Annotated in this window: 11 protein-coding genes, 2 pseudogenes and 1 riboswitch; of the genes and pseudogenes, 5 read left to right on the top strand and 8 right to left on the bottom strand. The window is 62.1% G+C overall.

Annotation, left to right across the window (positions count from 1 at the left end):
* Positions 1-12 precede the first annotated feature (12 nt).
* Positions 13-1,353, top strand: a complete 1,341-nt coding sequence (locus IFU00_06725) for a two-component sensor histidine kinase (protein ID MBD8541978.1) — start codon at positions 13-15, stop codon at positions 1,351-1,353.
* Between the two features lie 278 nt (positions 1,354-1,631).
* Here the strand turns inward: IFU00_06725 and IFU00_06720 are convergent.
* The 4 genes and pseudogenes from IFU00_06720 to IFU00_06705 form a co-directional block, all read right to left on the bottom strand.
* Positions 1,632-1,914, bottom strand: a pseudogene (locus tag IFU00_06720) (transposase).
* A 444-nt stretch (positions 1,915-2,358) separates the two neighbouring features.
* Positions 2,359-3,363, bottom strand: coding sequence for a tetratricopeptide repeat protein (locus IFU00_06715; GenBank protein MBD8541977.1), 1,005 nt, complete (start codon positions 3,361-3,363; stop codon positions 2,359-2,361).
* 215 nt (positions 3,364-3,578) lie between these two features.
* A pseudogene (locus tag IFU00_06710) lies at positions 3,579-4,265 on the bottom strand (site-specific integrase).
* 311 nt (positions 4,266-4,576) lie between these two features.
* Positions 4,577-5,470 carry an alpha/beta hydrolase gene (locus IFU00_06705; GenBank protein ID MBD8541976.1) on the bottom strand — a complete coding sequence of 298 codons (894 nt, stop codon included), beginning with the start codon at positions 5,468-5,470 and terminating at the stop codon, positions 4,577-4,579.
* Between the two features lie 259 nt (positions 5,471-5,729).
* Between IFU00_06705 and IFU00_06700 the strand changes: the two genes are divergently transcribed.
* Positions 5,730-8,222, top strand: a complete 2,493-nt coding sequence (locus tag IFU00_06700; GenBank protein ID MBD8541975.1) for a TonB-dependent receptor — start codon at positions 5,730-5,732, stop codon at positions 8,220-8,222.
* Between the two features lies 1 nt (position 8,223).
* Here the strand turns inward: IFU00_06700 and IFU00_06695 are convergent, their stop codons facing one another.
* Positions 8,224-9,120: a LysR family transcriptional regulator gene (locus tag IFU00_06695; GenBank protein ID MBD8541974.1), complete on the bottom strand. Its 897-nt coding sequence runs from the start codon at positions 9,118-9,120 to the stop codon at positions 8,224-8,226.
* 98 nt (positions 9,121-9,218) lie between these two features.
* On the opposite strand from IFU00_06695, the gene IFU00_06690 reads away from it, so the two are divergent.
* Complete coding sequence (locus IFU00_06690) at positions 9,219-10,424, top strand: MFS transporter (protein MBD8541973.1); 1,206 nt, start codon at positions 9,219-9,221, stop codon at positions 10,422-10,424.
* 5 nt (positions 10,425-10,429) lie between these two features.
* On the opposite strand, the gene IFU00_06685 is transcribed toward IFU00_06690, so the two are convergent.
* A complete protein-coding gene (locus IFU00_06685; GenBank protein MBD8541972.1) occupies positions 10,430-11,143 on the bottom strand; it encodes a glutathione S-transferase in 714 nt (237 codons plus the stop codon).
* A 94-nt stretch (positions 11,144-11,237) separates the two neighbouring features.
* Complete coding sequence (locus IFU00_06680; protein MBD8541971.1) at positions 11,238-11,582, bottom strand: hypothetical protein; 345 nt, start codon at positions 11,580-11,582, stop codon at positions 11,238-11,240.
* Between the two features lie 270 nt (positions 11,583-11,852).
* Here IFU00_06680 and IFU00_06675 point away from each other — a divergent pair, with 270 nt between their 5' ends.
* Both IFU00_06675 and IFU00_06670 read left to right on the top strand, forming a co-directional pair.
* Entirely contained in the window at positions 11,853-12,626 is a 774-nt protein-coding gene (locus IFU00_06675) for a DUF535 family protein (GenBank protein MBD8541970.1), read from the top strand.
* A gap of 55 nt (positions 12,627-12,681) precedes the next feature.
* A riboswitch (TPP riboswitch) is annotated at positions 12,682-12,779 on the top strand.
* Positions 12,780-12,861: 82 nt separating this feature from the next.
* The gene (locus tag IFU00_06670) at positions 12,862-14,991 is read left to right on the top strand and encodes a TonB-dependent siderophore receptor (protein ID MBD8541969.1); all 2,130 of its coding nucleotides are present in this window, start codon (positions 12,862-12,864) and stop codon (positions 14,989-14,991) included.
* 137 nt (positions 14,992-15,128) lie between these two features.
* Here the strand turns inward: IFU00_06670 and IFU00_06665 are convergent, their stop codons facing one another.
* A complete protein-coding gene (locus IFU00_06665) occupies positions 15,129-16,166 on the bottom strand; it encodes a DUF1911 domain-containing protein (protein MBD8541968.1) in 1,038 nt (345 codons plus the stop codon).
* Positions 16,167-16,211: the final 45 nt, after the last annotated feature.

Raw genomic sequence — 16,211 nt, 5'->3', positions numbered from 1 at the left:
TTCCGGCGCCTGATGTTCAGCTTTGCCGGCGTAATCGTCAGCGTCGCGATCATCGGCGTGCTGTGGATGTTCTACGAAGCCAAGGTCACGCAGCGCACGCGCACCTTCAGCGAAAACAAGGCGCACACGCTCAACATCCTGTCGCACCTGGTGGACTCCGGCGCGCGGCCCGAGCGCATGCTGCCAGCCCTCGCTGCGATCGAGGTGAACCGCGAGCGCATGTTCAGGGAGCTCGATTACCACTCGCGCGTGCGCGTGCGCGTCTGGCTCGATGGCCGCCTGCTTTACAACTCGATGCCGGAACTGCCGGACGTGCTGCCCGAGGTGGCCGCGCGCGGCGCCTACGGCTGGGTACGCTGGACAGCGCATGACGCGGCCAACCGCATCGTCGTCGAGCGCCGTCACGAAGTCGACGACGAGTGGATGCTGACCATCTGGGGCGTGAGCTTTTTACTGTCGTCGACCTTCTTCAGCCTGCCGCTGCTGTTGATCCCGGCATGGCTGATCGTCGGCATTGGCCTGCGGCCGCTGCGCTCGATCGCGTCGAGCATCGCCCAGCGCACGGATGCCGACCTGACGCCGCTGCCCGACTCGAAGTACAAGGAACTCTCGCCGCTGGTGGTGGCGATCAACGGCCTGATGCATCGCCTCTCCCAACGCATCGAGCACGAACACGAGTTCCTGACCGACGCCGCGCACGAACTCAAGACGCCACTGGCGGCCATCCAGATCAACGCCCACGTCTTGATGAGCCGCGCCGGCGCCGAGATGGCCGAGCGCTGCGCGGAGCCGGCGGCCGGCCTGCGCAGCGGCGTCGCGCGCGCCACGCACACGGTGCACCAGTTGCTGGCGCTCGAACGCGCACGGGCCGAACCGCAGGTGGCGCAGGCGTGTCCGCTGACGAACGTGGCCGATTTCGTTCGTGAGCGCGTGGCAACGGCAGCGCACCTGGCGGTGCAACGCAATATCGAGATCGAATTCGACGCTGCCCCGGACGCCGGCGGCGTGCTGCCGCTGCATCTGGAAAGCATGGCGTCGGCGGTCGATAACCTGATCAGCAACGCAATCAAGTATTCACCGACGGATGGCCGCATCACCGTGCACCTGACGCGTGCTGCTCACGGCTACCGGCTGGCGATCTGCGACGGGGGGCCGGGGATTGCGCCGGATTTGCGCGACAAGGTATTCGAGCGGTTCTACCGGGTGCCGGGGCAGGAGCAGCTGGGTTCGGGGCTGGGGCTGGCGATTGCCGAACGGGGCGCTGCAAGGAACGGCGGCACGATTTCGCTGGAGGCAGGCGAGCATGGTCGCGGCGTGTGCGCGACCATCACGTTCACTGGCGCCGTCGGCTAGCTTTTCTTGGTGGTAAGAGATTCTTGAGCGCCGCGGTCAATCGCTTACACCGCCAAGCGCCGTTTCCGTGACGCCGTTGTTACCACATTCGATCGAATAGCCAACTTCTGAATAAACTCGTAGGACATCCCAATTTCACTAGCGACCGTGGCTCAGTTGTATACCTTGATCGGTTCCTTCTGCTCTCGCACGTTGTTTTCCGCGTCCAGCTTGGCTTTGTTTCGGTAGCAGGTCTGGCTGATTCCGGACGCCTGGCAAGCCAAGCTGATTGTGGCTCACCGTTGGGCAACGGCCACTGCGCCATCTCCGGCCGCTGAAATGGCGCCACCATTTTTTTGTGAGGGCCTCGGTGACAATTTCAGCCTTGAGACGCTCCTCTGCATACATCTTCTTGAGGCGATGGTTTTCCTCCTCCAGCTCCTTCATGCGTGCCATCGGTGACGCTTCCATACCACCGAACTTGGTGCGCCACTTGTAGAACGTGGCATTGCTGATGCCATGTTCTCGACATAGCTCCTGTACCGGGTTGCAGGCTTCGGCCTGCTTGAGGATGGTAATGATCTGGCTGTCAGTAAAGCAGGGACGTCTTCATGTAGAACTTTCTCTTTCTTAAGTAGAAAATTCTACTTCTGAACGTGCTCTTTTTGCAGGGGAGTATCCATTCATATTTGTGTCCCCGGTCATAACCAAAGCACCCGTTTCAACATCAGATACGGCCCAATCCGTCCCGTCCAGAGCTCGGCTCCAATAAGCGTCGAACTCGTGCCCTTTAAACGGCGACTCGGTACGCTCTGCATGAATGGTCTAGGTCTTTCCGTTTTCGTCAACAACATTCTAGAGATAAATATCGGCCATGTGTTTTTCCCTATTCTTCATCAAGCAATGAAGGTGCCACCAAAACCAAAGGGTTTCTGTTGACATCCGGTGACGTCACCGAGGCCCTAAAGCATGCTGCTGCCTTACCTATGCGACGTTTCAACGCTTCGAATTCGGACAATACGTTTGTCAACGTCGAATACTGCTCAGAATAACGCGGGCAACGGCAGCAGCTGGGGCCACTAGAATGGCGTAGGCTACAGCCCTCGCGAGTTTTCTATGTCGGATGTAATCAGCGGCAGCTGGAGCCCGGCGATAATAGAACGAAATGAAACCACGTCCCAAGCTCCGCTTGTTCAGCCAACGATCGCGGAATTGGCGAAGTGTCTCCACCGTCGGGTGATCTTCGCTTCCCATGGCCGCGGCGACCACAAAGCACGCAGATGCCGGCTTTTTAGCTACCGGATTCGGTATTACAAAGTCCGGGTTAAGCTCCGCTAGACGGTTCGCCACAGACAGCATTTGGTCACGAATCTCTTGCTCAAACTGAGGAACAAGAAAATTTGCTTTGGGAACTTGGTCAAAACCAACATATTGCACACCTTCAATTAACTGCGAACATAAGGTAACAATATTCTCAAGCGTATTTTTATCATCAGGTCTCCAAGCCCGTACGGTTTCTAAAGCCTGAAGCAGTTGCGTCACACGGCCGATATGGTCGGCCCATTGCCCGTCAACGGCGGCGAACTGGTGAGCCTGATCTACAGACATGCCGTAAATAGTCGCCACCAGCCCATTTGTTTCAGCTACACATGTGTCGATCACATGATCACGCTGCTGGACTGGTGTGTTGGCGATCGCATGATTGAACGCCACAACACTTTCGTTAATTCGCAAATGTGCCAATGTTGACTGAAAGCCCGCGGCGCGCCCTTTGCCGATCCATGCTTCGGCCAGGTTAGGATTCATTTCAAGTACCCGGTTGTAATACGCTACCGCTTCGTCAACGTTATTAGACGATTCAGCCGTACGTGCCATACCCAGTAGGTTCTCGAGAGCCGGGCCCATTGATACTTGCGTCAAGCCCTGAATGGTAACAGTCTGGCCACAGTACATGCAGTGCGCAGCAATTAAATCTGCAGGTACCTGTTGATTCTTCCCACATGAAGAACATGTTACGGTTCTGGTAGTCATTGATTTATCCTTGGTTTGTACATGGGTGCAGCGGTGTGCGTAGCACAAATGCGCATCGCTGACGGGATTTGATCGTGCGACAACACGAGTTTCGTATTTGCAATATTATAAGCTAACGCTTAATAAGTCGATAAGCATTGATGGAATAAAACATGACAACCATAACAATGCCCTGCAGTTGTTGTCTTTTGGGTGTGTTTTTTTGACTTGGCTAGCTAGTGAACTGTGGCGAACATCTTTTCGAGCTTTTTCTGCGACACTTGCAGGTACGGACAAACCTGATCAAGCTCGGCGTGCCAAAGCAGCAACTGGACTGTTTCGACTTATTCGCCCTATTGGATCAACCGTGATCTCATCGTACGGCGGCCGCTGTGTGACGAGCCGCCCCGTATGCAGCGTCGCGGTACAGCTTTGTGATGTGAGACTGCAGGCTTTCGCAAGCAAGGTAGTCGACAGGCTCGCCGGCCCAGATCACGCGGCGCTTGGTATTGAGGTGGAACTTGCCCCCGCTGTGCGTAAGGATGAGTTTGCTCGCCTTCTCTAAGGCCCGGTAGCGGCCTAGCTCACTCGTCGTGCGTAGACGGCGCGCCATTCGGATATTCCAGGTATCGATTAAGCACCTCGATGGCCTTTACGTGGATGAGGTAGATGCAACGCTGTCGGCCCCCTTTCGTGATCGCTACGCGAAGGCTGATTTCGTCCCGACGCGCGCCGGGCCGGAACAGCACGTCTTGAACTTCGATCTGCGCAAGCTCGGTTACGCGCATGCCGGCTGTCAAGCCGAGCAGTAGGACCAAACAGTCTCGCCTCCTCTGCCTGCTCGTGGCCGATGTGACACGAAGAAGGTGTCGGATTTGCCCAGGCTGGAGCGAAGTGGTTTGGAGCCATGTGAAGCTCTGAATAAAGTGGATTGGAGATAAATTCAGAGGGAGAACTATTCAGGCTGTTTTTCGAGCATTCCACGGCCTGTTTACTGCGGTCCTCGGAAAAGCCCCTATCTACTGAATACACTGAGGAGCGTACTGTATAAGCTTTGGTTTCTAGCCAAGTTGACAGCAAATATTCTTTCCGCCGTGCCATCGCAATTGAGTATTACTGGGGCGATCGCTCAAGTTCGTCCTGTAAACCGATAAGCCATTCCGCCCCACAGTTGATGCGGGTTACTATTGCATAAATATCGGCCATTGTCGCCTTATGCTATTAGTTTTCCGATTCAGCCTTGCACCAGAAACGGCAACACCCGTTCCAGCAGCATATCCGGCGCTTCCTCGGCAATGTAGTGCCCGCACGGCAGCGCCCCGCCCTGCACATCAGCCGCCACCCGTTGCCACTCCGCGAGCGGATCAAAGCAGCGTCCGACCACGCCCTGCTCGCCCCACAGCACCATCAGCGGCAGCGCCAAACGGCGTCCGGCATCGCGGTCCACCCGATCGTGCTCGAGGTCGATCGTCGCCGCAGCGCGGTAGTCTTCGCAGATGCCATGCGCGGCGCCCGGCAATGCCAGGCAGCGCTGGTATTCGGCCAGCGCGCGTGGATCGAAAGGCGCCAGGCCCGCGCTGCGCTTGCCCATCACATCGCGCACGTACGCAGCCGGGTCGGCCTCGATCAGGCGCTCGGGCAGCGGCGCCGGCTGGATCAGGAAGAACCAGTGCCAGTAGGCGCGCGCAAAGGTGTCCGACGTCTGCTCGTACATCGCCAGCGTGGGCGCGATGTCCAGCAGCGCCATCCGCTCGACGGCCTGCGGATGGTCCTGCGCCATCCGGTGCGCCACGCGCGCGCCGCGATCGTGGGCCAGCACGCGGAAGGTGGCAAATCCCAGTGACTGCATCACCGCCACCATGTCGGCCGCCATTGCGCGCTTGCTGTAGTTGGCATGGTCCGGCGCGCCCTGCGGTCTGGACGAATCGCCGTAGCCGCGCAGGTCGCAGGCCACGACCGTGAAGTGCTCGGCCAGGCGCGGTGCGACGCGGTGCCAGATGGCGTGCGTTTGCGGGTGGCCGTGCAGCAGCAGGAGCGGCGGGCCGGAACCACCGACGATGGCGTTGATGGTGACGGTCGGGTTGACCTCGACTTGCAGGGCGCGGAAATTCGGGAACAGGGCTGTCATCGTCTCTGGTGGTTGGTTTCTGGTTGGCGGAACCTGCCGCGCTATCGAATATACACGGGGCCGGCATGAAAAAAAAAGACCGGTCCGCGCGTGCGCCTTTGCCCTTACACGAACCTGACATTCGGCAACTGTTGTAATTACGTCATTCGCGATTAGCACGAATTGACACCATGGCAAGCGCTGAGCAGTATGGAATGGAGGTCCCGGCCTCGCCCTTCCCAGTGGAACACCCGCGTTCGAATATCAAAGGATCAGCATCATGCAGAGAGCCAAGACCGAAAAGACAGCAGTTGCCCTTGCCATTGCCGCGCTGTGCGCAGGCTTTGCCCACGCCCAGGAGGCGCCGCAAGCCGAAACCACCGCAGCGTCTGCGACCGTGGTCGTCACCGGTACACGGGTGGCCAACCGCACCGTGCTCGATACCACCGCACCTGTCGACGTGATCTCGGCCGAGACCCTCAAGAACTCGGGCAGTACCGAACTGACCCAGGCACTGTCGATGGCCCTGCCTTCGCTGAACTTCCCGCGCCCGGCGCTGACCGACGGCACCGACACCATCCGCCCTGCCACGCTGCGCGGCATGTCGCCTGACCAGACCCTGGTACTGGTGAATTCCAAGCGCCGCCATGCGTCGTCGCTGGTGAACGTCAACGGCTCGATTGGCCGCGGTTCGGCAGCGGTCGACCTGAACACCATCCCCACCGCCATCGTCAAATCGGTCGAGGTGCTGCGTGACGGCGCCGCGGCCCAGTATGGCTCGGACGCGATCTCGGGCGTCGTCAACATGCGCCTGCGCACCGACCGCACGGGCGGTGAGGCGACCGTCAACTACGGCGCCAACAAGACCGAATACGATCTGTACAACGCAGCGCCACCGGCCGGCGGCACCTGGACCGCGCCGGCCTCGCGCAAGCGCACCGATGGCCAGACCGCCACGGTCAGCATCTGGAAAGGCCTGGCGCTGGGCGAGACTGGGTACCTGACGATCGCCGGCGAATTCCGCGACCAGAACCGCACCGAGCGTGCCGGCTACGACATGCGCCAGCAGTACGCGCTGGTCAACGGCGCGTTCGATCCGCGCGAGAACACGATCAACCGTTTCAATGCGTGGACGGGTGAGCCCGACATGAAGCAGTCCACGCTGTTTGCCAATGCGGGCAACGACATGGGCGGCGGCGTCAAGGTGTACGGCTGGGCGAGCTACCAGGACCGCGATGCCACGTCGGCCGGCTATGCCCGCATCCCGCAGGATGCGCGCAACATCCAGTCGATCTACCCGGACGGCTTCCTGCCATTGATTTCGCCCACCGTGAAAGACTTCTCGGCCACCGGCGGCGTGACCTGGGTTGCCGGCGCATGGGACATGGACGCCTCGCTCGGCTACGGCAAGAACAAGATGGAATACACCATCGAGAACACGCTGAACCGCTCCCTCGGGCCGACCAGCAAGACGGCGTTCTACGCAGGCGGCTATTCGTACGACCAGGCGGTGCTGAACCTGACCGGTGTGCGCAGCGTCGAGATGGCGTCGTTCTCGTCGCCGCTGAACGTGGCCGTGGGTATCGAAGCGCGCCGCGAAGGCTATGAGCTGTTTGCCGGCGAAGAGCAGTCGTACAGCTTTGGCGGCGCGCTGCTGCCGAACGGTACGCCGACGGCGCCGGGCGCCCAGGTGTTTCCGGGCTTCCGGCCATCGAACGAAGTCGATGCGCACCGTAACGCGATTGGCGCCTTCATCGACCTGGAAGCGAATGTCACGCCCGAGCTGCTGGCATCGGTGGCCGTGCGCGGCGAGCGCTATTCGGACTTCGGCAACAGCCTGGCCGGCAAGCTCGCGCTGCGCTACGACTTCAACCCGAACTTCGCCGTGCGCGGCGCGATCCAGAACGGCTTCCGCGCGCCCTCTCCGCAGCAGCAGAACTTCACCGCGACCTCGACCAACTTCATCAACGGCGTGCCGTTCGAAATCACCACGTTCCGCCCGGACGATCCGGTCGCCGTCGCGCTGGGCGCCAAGCCGCTCGACGCCGAGAAATCGATCAATGCGTCGCTCGGCGCCGTGATGCGGTTCGGCGCCGTGAGTCTGACGGTCGACGCCTACCGCATCGACATCGACGACCGCATCATCCTGTCCGAAAACCTGACGCAGACGAACGTTCGCAACTACATCGCCAGCCAGGGCTTCATCGGCGTGGGCGGCGGGCGCTTCTTCATCAACGGCGTCGACACCACCACCAAGGGCGTCGACATCGTGCTGAGCATGCCGTACAACGCCGGCGATGCGGGCAAGCTGGACTTTACGCTGGCCGCCAACTTCACCGATACCAAGGTGACCAAGACGCCGACGACCGAGCAGCTCTCGAACCTGAGCCCGGCGCCGGTGCTGTTCGATCGCCTCAACGTGCTGTCGCTTGAAAAAGGCCAACCGAAGAACAAGGTCAGCGCCAACGTGAACTGGAAGCTGGGCCAGTGGGGCGCGACGCTGCGCGCCACGCGCTACGGCGAAGTGCTCTCGCCAGGCACCACGGCGGCATTCGACTTCGAGATGGGCGCCAGGACCACGGTCGACCTGGAAGGCCGCATGGCGGTCACGCCGAAGCTGACCCTGGCGCTGGGCGCGGACAACGTGTTCGACCAGTATCCAGAGACGCTGCCGCCGTCGCTCAACACCACCGGCAACACGCCATTCTCGACGTATGCGCCGTTCGGTCGGTCGGGCCGCTATATCTACGGCCGCGCCACCTACGCGTTCTGACCTAGCGTTCCAGCACCTCGCCCAGCCTGTGGGCGAGGAAGTCCACCAGCGCCGCCACCCGCGGCGCCAATGCACCCTGCTTGTAGAACACGGCCCACACGGGCTGTGTCCACGGCAGGGTGTGTTGTTCCAGCACCGGCACCAGCCGCCCCGCCGCGACATCCGCGCGCGTCAGAAAATCCGACAGCGATGCAATCCCCGCGCCATGCAGCGCCAGCTGCCGCAGCGTCTCGCCGCTCGACGCCACCACCTGCGGCGTGATCGTCCAGCCTTCGCCGCCACCATGACGCAGCGGCCAGGTATTCAACAACGCCGGCGCCGTGAAGCCCAGCGTGCGATGCCTCGCCAGCGCCGCAGTGTCAGGCGGGGCGCCATGGCGCTCGAGATAGGCAGGTGAGGCCAGCACGCGCAGCCGCGCCGCGCCCAGGCGGCGCGCATTGAGCGTCGAATCGGGAAGCGCGCCGATGCGGATTGCCAGGTCGGCCCGCTCTTCGATCAGGTCGACATAGGTTTCGCCGCTGACCAGTTCCAGCGCGATCAGCGGATACGCATCCAGAAACTCGGCGACCAGCGGCGCGAGCAGGTGGCCCAGCGCCGGCGTGGCGGCATTCACGCGCACCAGGCCCGCCGGCTGTGAGCGGCGCGCCGCCGCTTCGGCCTCGGTGTTGGCCAGGTCGGCCAGGATCGTCCGCGCCCGGCCCAGCAGCCAGGCGCCCTCCTCGGTCAGTTGCAGGCGCCGCGTCGTGCGCTGGATCAGCGTCATGCCCAGGCTGCCCTCAAGGCGCGAGATCGTGCGCGAGACGCCCGACGGCGTCTGTCCCAGACGCTCGGCAGCGCGCGAAAAAGAGCCCGCATCCATGACTGCCGAAAACACAATCAGCGCATCCACGTCGATCATTGATGACTCCGAATCAAAAGTCCATTGTAGCCGGACCTGTTTTTTCGGGCTGGCAAAGGCGGCACACTGCACGCCTGCCATCTCTGAGAAAGAACACCATGCCACTCGCACTATGGGCACTCGCATTGAGCGCTTTCGCCATCGGGACGACTGAATTCGTCATCGTCGGCCTGATCCCCACCATCGCCGCCAGCCTGCAGGTGTCGGTACCCTCGGCGGGCCTTCTGGTCAGCCTGTACGCGCTGGGCGTGGCCATCGGCGCGCCCCTGCTCACGGCCATGACGGGCCGCGTGCCGCGCAAGCAACTGCTGCTTGGCCTGATGGTGCTGTTTACGATCGGGAATCTGGTGGCCTGGATGGCGCCGGACTACACGGCGCTGATGGCCGCGCGCGTGCTCACAGGCCTCGCGCACGGCGTGTTCTTCTCGATCGGCTCGACCATCGCCACGAGCCTGGTGCCGAAGGAAAAAGCGGCTAGTGCGATCGCGCTGATGTTCACCGGCCTGACCGTGGCACTGGTCACCGGCGTGCCGCTCGGGACCTTCATCGGCCAGCACTTCGGCTGGCAGGCGACGTTCCTCGCGGTGTCGCTGCTGGGCGTGATTGCCGTTATCGGCAGCGCCATCCTGGTGCCTTCCGATATTGCCGGCAGCAAGCCGGCGCCGCTGTTGACGCAACTGGCGGTGCTGAGGAAGCCGCGCCTGCTCCTGGTATATGCGATCACGACGCTCGGCTACGGCGGCAGCTTCATCGCCTTCACCTACCTGGCGCCGATCCTGCAGCAAGTGTCCGGCTTCGCCGCGTCGACCGTCAGCCTCGTGATGCTGGTGTATGGGGTCTCGGTCGCAGCCGGGAATATCTGGGGCGGCAAGCTGGCCGATCGCCTCGGGCCGGTGCGCGCACTGCAGATCGTGTTTGCGCTGCTGGCGCTGGTGCTGTTCGTGCTGGCCTTCACGGCGCCCAGCAAACCGCTGGTGTTGATGACGGTCCTGGCCTGGGGCGCAGTCGCTTTCGGCAACGTGCCGGGCCTGCAGGTGTATGTGGTGCGGCGCGCCGAACGCGATGCGCCGCAGGCGGTCGATGTGGCGTCCGGCTTGAACATCGCTGCCTTCAATGTCGGCATCGCGCTGGGCGCATGGGGCGGTGGCCTGATTGTCGCGCACCTCGGCCTGATGGCCACGCCGTGGATCGATGCGCTGGTGGTCGTGGGCGCACTGCTGCTCACGACACTGGCCGGCTGGCTCGATCGCCGCGACGGCGTGCCTGCAAAAGGCATGACCACCGCGACGGTCGCGTTGCACTGACCTGCTTACGCGTCCAGCTCGGGATAGCGACGGAAGATGCCGTCCTGGTTGAACGGGATGCGGCGCGGCGATGCCAGGTAGGCCGCAATCCTTGGCCGCGCCGCTACCCGGTCGCGCAGGCCGGTGAGCTCGGGATGCTCCTGCTCGACCTTCTTCATCGCGTTGGGGAATGCATAGCGCAAGCCCTCGATGACCTGGAACAGCGACAGGTCGGCGTAGCTCACGCGCTCGCCCAGCAGGTAGTCGCGCGGCTCGGGATTGGCCAGCAGCCGCGCAAAATAGGCCATGAACTTGGGGATGCGCGTCTCGACGAAATCGGCCGCGCGGCGCTTGGCTTCGGGCTTCTGGTCTTCGTAATACAGCATCGAGGCGATCGGGTGATGCGTGTCGTGCGCCTCGGTGACCAAGTCGGCGATCGTCAGTTGCAGCTGGTGGACCCAGAGCCGGCCAGGTTCTGTGCGTGGCGCCAGGCCATGCTGTTCACCCAGGTACAGCAGAATGTTGGCCACCTGGCCGATGGTCTGTTCACCGGCTTTCAGGAACGGCGGGGCAAAGGAAGGATGGTCGCCGACTTCGAGCGCGGCCATCAGCAGATCGACGCCGCCATCGCGGCGCGCCACGTCGACGTAATCGGCGCCCGCTTCTTCCAGCGCCAGTCGTACGAATTCGCCGCGGCCCTGGATCGACGGCCAGTAAAACAGTTCGTAGGGTTGCACCATGATTGCTTTTCCTGTTGATGGAGAAAAGTCATGGTAGACCGATCCGGAAGGCCGGGAAGCACGGTACGCCGGCCGTGCGCACCTTCCCTGTCTTTCAGGCGACGGCGCACCACCGTTTGGCGATCGTTGGCGGCAGGTTGAAATGCTTCGCCGTTTCTGCAATCGAGGCCTTGTTTTCTTTCTTCCACGCCGAAACCTGGCTGGCGTTCGGCCTTTGCGGAATGCCCGTGCTGTCCTTGTCCTTGCCCTTGGCCGTCTTGGCGGTCGCAGCGCGCGATGCCTGGCCGACGACGCGACTGGACGCCGTGCGGTGCATGCTGCGGGATTGCGTGTCATTCACAGATTCGTTCCCGGTCACAGGGCCCTGCGCGAGGGCGCCTTCCGGCGGCTGGTTGTGCGTCATGGATGTTCTTTCGTGCTGATAAATAAGTGCCGCCATTATGACCTGCTCCCGATAGCAAGCGGGTATTCGCGGCGGTCAACGTAACCCGACAGGCGTGGCGCGCCACAGACATGGACCGATTGTGGCTATTGAGCAACGCCCTTTCGGGCACTGAACCCCGTCAGCAGGGCCACTGCCCCGAATCGTGTTGGTTCCTGACGAATCATTACACTTTCTCCAAGCACACGTTGGCAATCGGGAACATAATTGCACTGAGGAACTAATTTAATAAAGTTCGCCCGTCACTTTCTGTCCAATGGAGCGCCCATGATCATCGCGCGATTGACCCAACGCTGGCACGCCCTGCGCCACTGGCGCGCGCACCAGTCCCTCGATTCCCACGGCCGCTTCGAGGAGACGACCTTCAACCGGACGTACCGGGATGCGGTGCATGGCAGTGCCGGCCTGATCTTGTGGCAGCACGATAGCGAGCATGGGCGCTTTGCGCTGCAACTGCGCACGGCGCAGCGCGACGATTCGCAGAATGGGTTGACCTTGACGCTGCTCGCCAATGATGCGGTGTTGCATCGCCTGTCCTGGACCTGGACCGACGGCGCGCAACTCGCGCTTCCAGTGGCGAGCGTGCCGCTGGTGACCCACAACGCGGGCCTGTGGCGCAATGCCGGTCCGGCCTTCGATGCGTTCGAGCGCGCCTTCCCGAACAACTCGCCCAGCTTCTTCGCGTTCGCCGCCCTGCAGGGCGCGGCGCAGGCGCTGGGCATCGACCGCGTGCTCGCGCTGCGCGCCACCGCGCACCCGGCGTACCGGGCAGACCAGCACGCGACCTTCGAGAGCGGCTACGATGGCTTCTGGCGGATTCTCGGCGGCGCCGAACACGATGCGCGCCACTACCAGATCACGCTGCCGTTCTACCTCAAGCCACTGGCCGACATGCCATCGAAGCACCGCAAGCGCGCCGCCCAGCGCCGCGAACAATGGCGCGCGATTGCCGAAGCCGCCCACAGCGCGCTGCTGCGCTGCATGGCGTCGGTTCCCACGACTGCCGCCGCGACCAGAGCGCCCACTACCGCACAAGCCTGAAGCTTCACGACGCTTGCCAGATTCACCACGGCCGTCAAGCGCCGTGCTACACTCGCGCCTTCGCTAGGGGTCCTGGAACGTTGTTCCGGGTGAGACATACCCTTCGTACCTGATCTGGATAATGCCAGCGAAGGAAAGCGCAAAGCAGCCCTCCCGTTCGTTTGCCCTTCCCCCACGTTGGCTCCGGCTTGAATTTAAGCGGCGCGCCCTCGTGGCGCGCAAACACGAGCACACCATGACCTTCACTCTGAAGCACCCAGTCCTTGCCTGCGCCATCGTGCAGGCCTTCGTTGTCACGCCTGCTGCATTTGCGCAGGACACCATCCCCTCGGTCGTCGTCACCAGCAGCAAATGGATCGCGCTTGACCGCGCCAGCGTCGGCGGTTTCGCCGAAACGCAGCTGCTCGACGCGCCGGCGTCGATTACCTCGATCGGCCAGGGCCAGATGCAGGATCTGTCGATCCGCAGCGTCAGCGATGCGAGCCGCTACGACGCGTCGATCGGCGACGCCTACAACGCCATCGGCTACGCGGAGCAGTTCTCGGTGCGCGGCTTCACGCTCGACAACGCGACCAGCTATCGCAAGGACATGATCGCGATCTCGGGCGACACGCAGATCCCGCTCGAGAACAAGGAGCGCATCGAACTCCTGCGCGGCCTGGCCGGCCTGCAGGCCGGCGTCGCGGCGCCCGGCGGCATGCTCAACTTCGTCACCAAGCGCCCGACCAATGCGCCGCTGCGCTCGGCCACCGTCGAAGTGCGCGAACGCGGCACCGTGTACGGCGCGGTCGACCTGGGCGGACGCTTCGCCGACCGCCGTTTCGGCTACCGCATCAATGCCGCTGCCGAAGACCTGAAATCGTATGTGCGCGGCGCTGACGGCAAGCGCCAGTTCATCTCGGCCGCCTTCGACTGGCAGATCTCGCCCGACGCGCTGTTCCAGATCGACGTCGACCACCAGCACAAGGAGCAGGTTACCGCCCCCGGCTACCAACTGCTGCGCAACGAAGTCCTGCCCACCGGGATCTCGGCGAAAACGCTGCTCAACGACCAGCCGTGGACGCGCCCCGTCGACACCGACAGCAGCAACCTTGGCCTGCGCTTCGAGTACCGCATCAGCGACACCTGGACCGCGACCGTCAACGCCAACAAGCACTGGTTCAAGCGCGACGACTTCACCGCCTTCCCGTACGGCTGCAGCAACGAGGGCGACGGCTACTATCCGGGCTACTGCTCGAACGGCGACTATGATGTGTATGACTTCCAGAGCACCGGCGAGCGCAAGACGCCGTGGGGCGCGCAAGCGATGCTGCAGGGCCGCTTCGACACGGGCGCCGTGCGCCACGCGTTGACGATCGGCAGCGCTTACGCCGAACGCCACGACAGCTTCGGCGAATACGTCTACGACTACGTCGGCTCGAGCAATATCTGGCAGAACCAGATCGTGCCGCCGGTGGACAGCAGCCGCGTGACCGGCCCCGTGATGGAACGCCGCGCAACCGAAGAGCGTTCGCTGTTCGTGCAGGACATCCTGACCCTGTCACCGGACTGGACGCTGCACGCCGGCGTGCGTTACGTCCAGCTCAAGCTCGACGCGCTGGAAGAAATCGACCAGGCGCGCGTGAAATCAAAAGACTCGTTCGCGCTGCCGAACGTGGCGCTCGTGTATGCACCGGCGCCTGACTGGCGCGTCTACGGCTCGATCAGCCACGGCCTGCAATACGGCGGCATCGCACCGATGGAGACGGTCAACCAGAACACGGTGCTCTCGCCAAGCCGCTCGAAGCAATTCGAATTTGGCGTCAAGCGCAATGTGAACGAGCAGCTGGCGCTGTCGGGCGCCGTGTTTGAAATCACCCAGGGCCTCGAGTACACGAATTCCGCCAACGTCTTCGTGCGCGCGGGCGAGCAGACGCACCGCGGCGTCGAGCTGTCGGCCCAGGGCCGCGCCCTGCCCGGCCTGAACTATAACCTGTCGCTGATGGCGCTCGATACGGACCAGAAGGACACGGGCGACGCCAGCACCGAAGGCAAGCGCGTGACCAATGTGCCGGAACTGCGCACGTCTGCGTGGATCGAGTACGAAGTGCCGCAAGTGGCGGGGCTCAAGCTGGACGCGCAGTGGCAGTATTCGGGCAACAAAGTGTTCGATCCGGCCAATCGCGTCAAGGTGCCGGGGTACCACGTGGCCGGGTTTGGCGCATCGTACCTGCTACGCGCGGGTGGTCTGAACACGATCATCCGGGCGCGGATGGACAATGCGTTCGACAAATTCTACTGGCGCGACGTGACGCAGTCGCTGGGTGGGTATTTGCTGCCAGGGGCGCCGAGGACGTTCAGGGTGTCGGCGCAGATTGATTTTTGATTTGAGCCGGTAGTGAACTACAGTTGTTGGTGTGACTGTAGTTCCTACCAGTTGCCGACGGGTCTGCACTGTCGCACATCAGGATGCGGTCGCGACGTGGATTCTTGAACTATCCAACATGTACGTTCTTTTCGTGGTTAGTTGTTGTAGACGGCGTCAGGTTCACGCGCGCGTATTTTCAAGCTATTGCTCAGTTCAATGAATTCGGTGTGGTACTCGGCCTTGACCACGACGGCATGCCAGGCGTCATCGTCGTTGTCGAGATCGACCAGGCGGTAACCTCTCGGCTGCAGCCAATCTGCAAACGCCAGCAAGCCCGCCCTGCAACGAGCCGGGCCGAATGGTGGACCTGGCGGTCCGTCAAAATCACCCAGTGCGCGTTGCTCGGCAATTCGCCCGGCCTGGAGCAGCGTCGTGGCGTCATCCTTCACGTCAGACTGAATCGCCTGGCTCGATGCGGCCAATGCCGCCATCAATTCGTCGATATCCTCAACCTTGCGCGGTTTGCCGATCGTTTCCAGCACAGATTCAGTGGCATCCATATCGCCGTCGCAAACCAGTTCCACCCATCGTGCAAAGGTCTTGCGTTTCGACCTGGACAGGTCCACCCTCTTCGGAAGGGGCGGCGTGACAATCGGCACGCCAGCGCCAGCCCCATGCGGGCGCCAGGCATCGCGGTTGTGGCGAATCTTCGTGCGGTAATGTTCGACCAGGTCGCGCGGATAATATGGATGATCGTTGAAGGCACTGTCGTCGATGTCGTAGGCACATACCGCCAAAGCGACTTCAAAAGCAAAATCACAGAACAGATTGTCACCGCCGTACACCGGCTTGAGGTTGGGCTTCCATCCCCAAGGGCGCATAATCCGGCACCAGTTCTTCATGTGCGTGGCGAGTGCCTGGGCACGCTCACCGGCAGGCAATGCGAGCGAGCGCTGGATCGGGTCCATCCATACCGCAGAATATTTATCAATTCTGTATTTGCTGGCCAGCGAATAGTTCGGGATGAATGCTTTAAAAAGGATATCAGTCAGATAAGCACGTCGCTGCAAGTCGATGTCAATTATTTTACGCAATAGCTCAGGATATTCCGGCGCCTCTACAAGCAGCAATGCCAAACCAGCAAACGAGATATTGCCCCGCCAGGTGCCATCAATGGGATACACCTGATTCATTCCTTCTTCCGCGTTCGTTCGCAAAAATTCTGCGTCGCCTATCAA

The sequence above is a fragment of the Oxalobacteraceae sp. CFBP 8761 genome, assembly GCA_014841595.1.
GTDB lineage: Bacteria > Pseudomonadota > Gammaproteobacteria > Burkholderiales > Burkholderiaceae_D > Telluria.
The sequence above is the reverse complement of the archived record's forward strand: the minus strand, read 5'-3'. Positions and strand labels throughout refer to the sequence as shown.

Excerpts from the sequence above, each read along its gene's own strand:
- IFU00_06690 (MBD8541973.1), top strand. The coding sequence starts at position 9,219 with ATGCCACTCGCACTATGGGCACTCGCATTGAGCGCTTTCGCCATCGGG.
- IFU00_06695 (MBD8541974.1), bottom strand. The coding sequence starts at position 9,120 with ATGATCGACGTGGATGCGCTGATTGTGTTTTCGGCAGTCATGGATGCG.
- IFU00_06725 (MBD8541978.1), top strand. The coding sequence starts at position 13 with ATGTTCAGCTTTGCCGGCGTAATCGTCAGCGTCGCGATCATCGGCGTG.
- IFU00_06665 (MBD8541968.1), bottom strand. The coding sequence starts at position 16,166 with ATGAATCAGGTGTATCCCATTGATGGCACCTGGCGGGGCAATATCTCG.
- IFU00_06700 (MBD8541975.1), top strand. The coding sequence starts at position 5,730 with ATGCAGAGAGCCAAGACCGAAAAGACAGCAGTTGCCCTTGCCATTGCC.
- IFU00_06680 (MBD8541971.1), bottom strand. The coding sequence starts at position 11,582 with ATGGCGGCACTTATTTATCAGCACGAAAGAACATCCATGACGCACAAC.
- IFU00_06675 (MBD8541970.1), top strand. The coding sequence starts at position 11,853 with ATGATCATCGCGCGATTGACCCAACGCTGGCACGCCCTGCGCCACTGG.
- IFU00_06705 (MBD8541976.1), bottom strand. The coding sequence starts at position 5,470 with ATGACAGCCCTGTTCCCGAATTTCCGCGCCCTGCAAGTCGAGGTCAAC.
- IFU00_06715 (MBD8541977.1), bottom strand. The coding sequence starts at position 3,363 with ATGACTACCAGAACCGTAACATGTTCTTCATGTGGGAAGAATCAACAG.
- IFU00_06685 (MBD8541972.1), bottom strand. The coding sequence starts at position 11,143 with ATGGTGCAACCCTACGAACTGTTTTACTGGCCGTCGATCCAGGGCCGC.
- IFU00_06670 (MBD8541969.1), top strand. The coding sequence starts at position 12,862 with ATGACCTTCACTCTGAAGCACCCAGTCCTTGCCTGCGCCATCGTGCAG.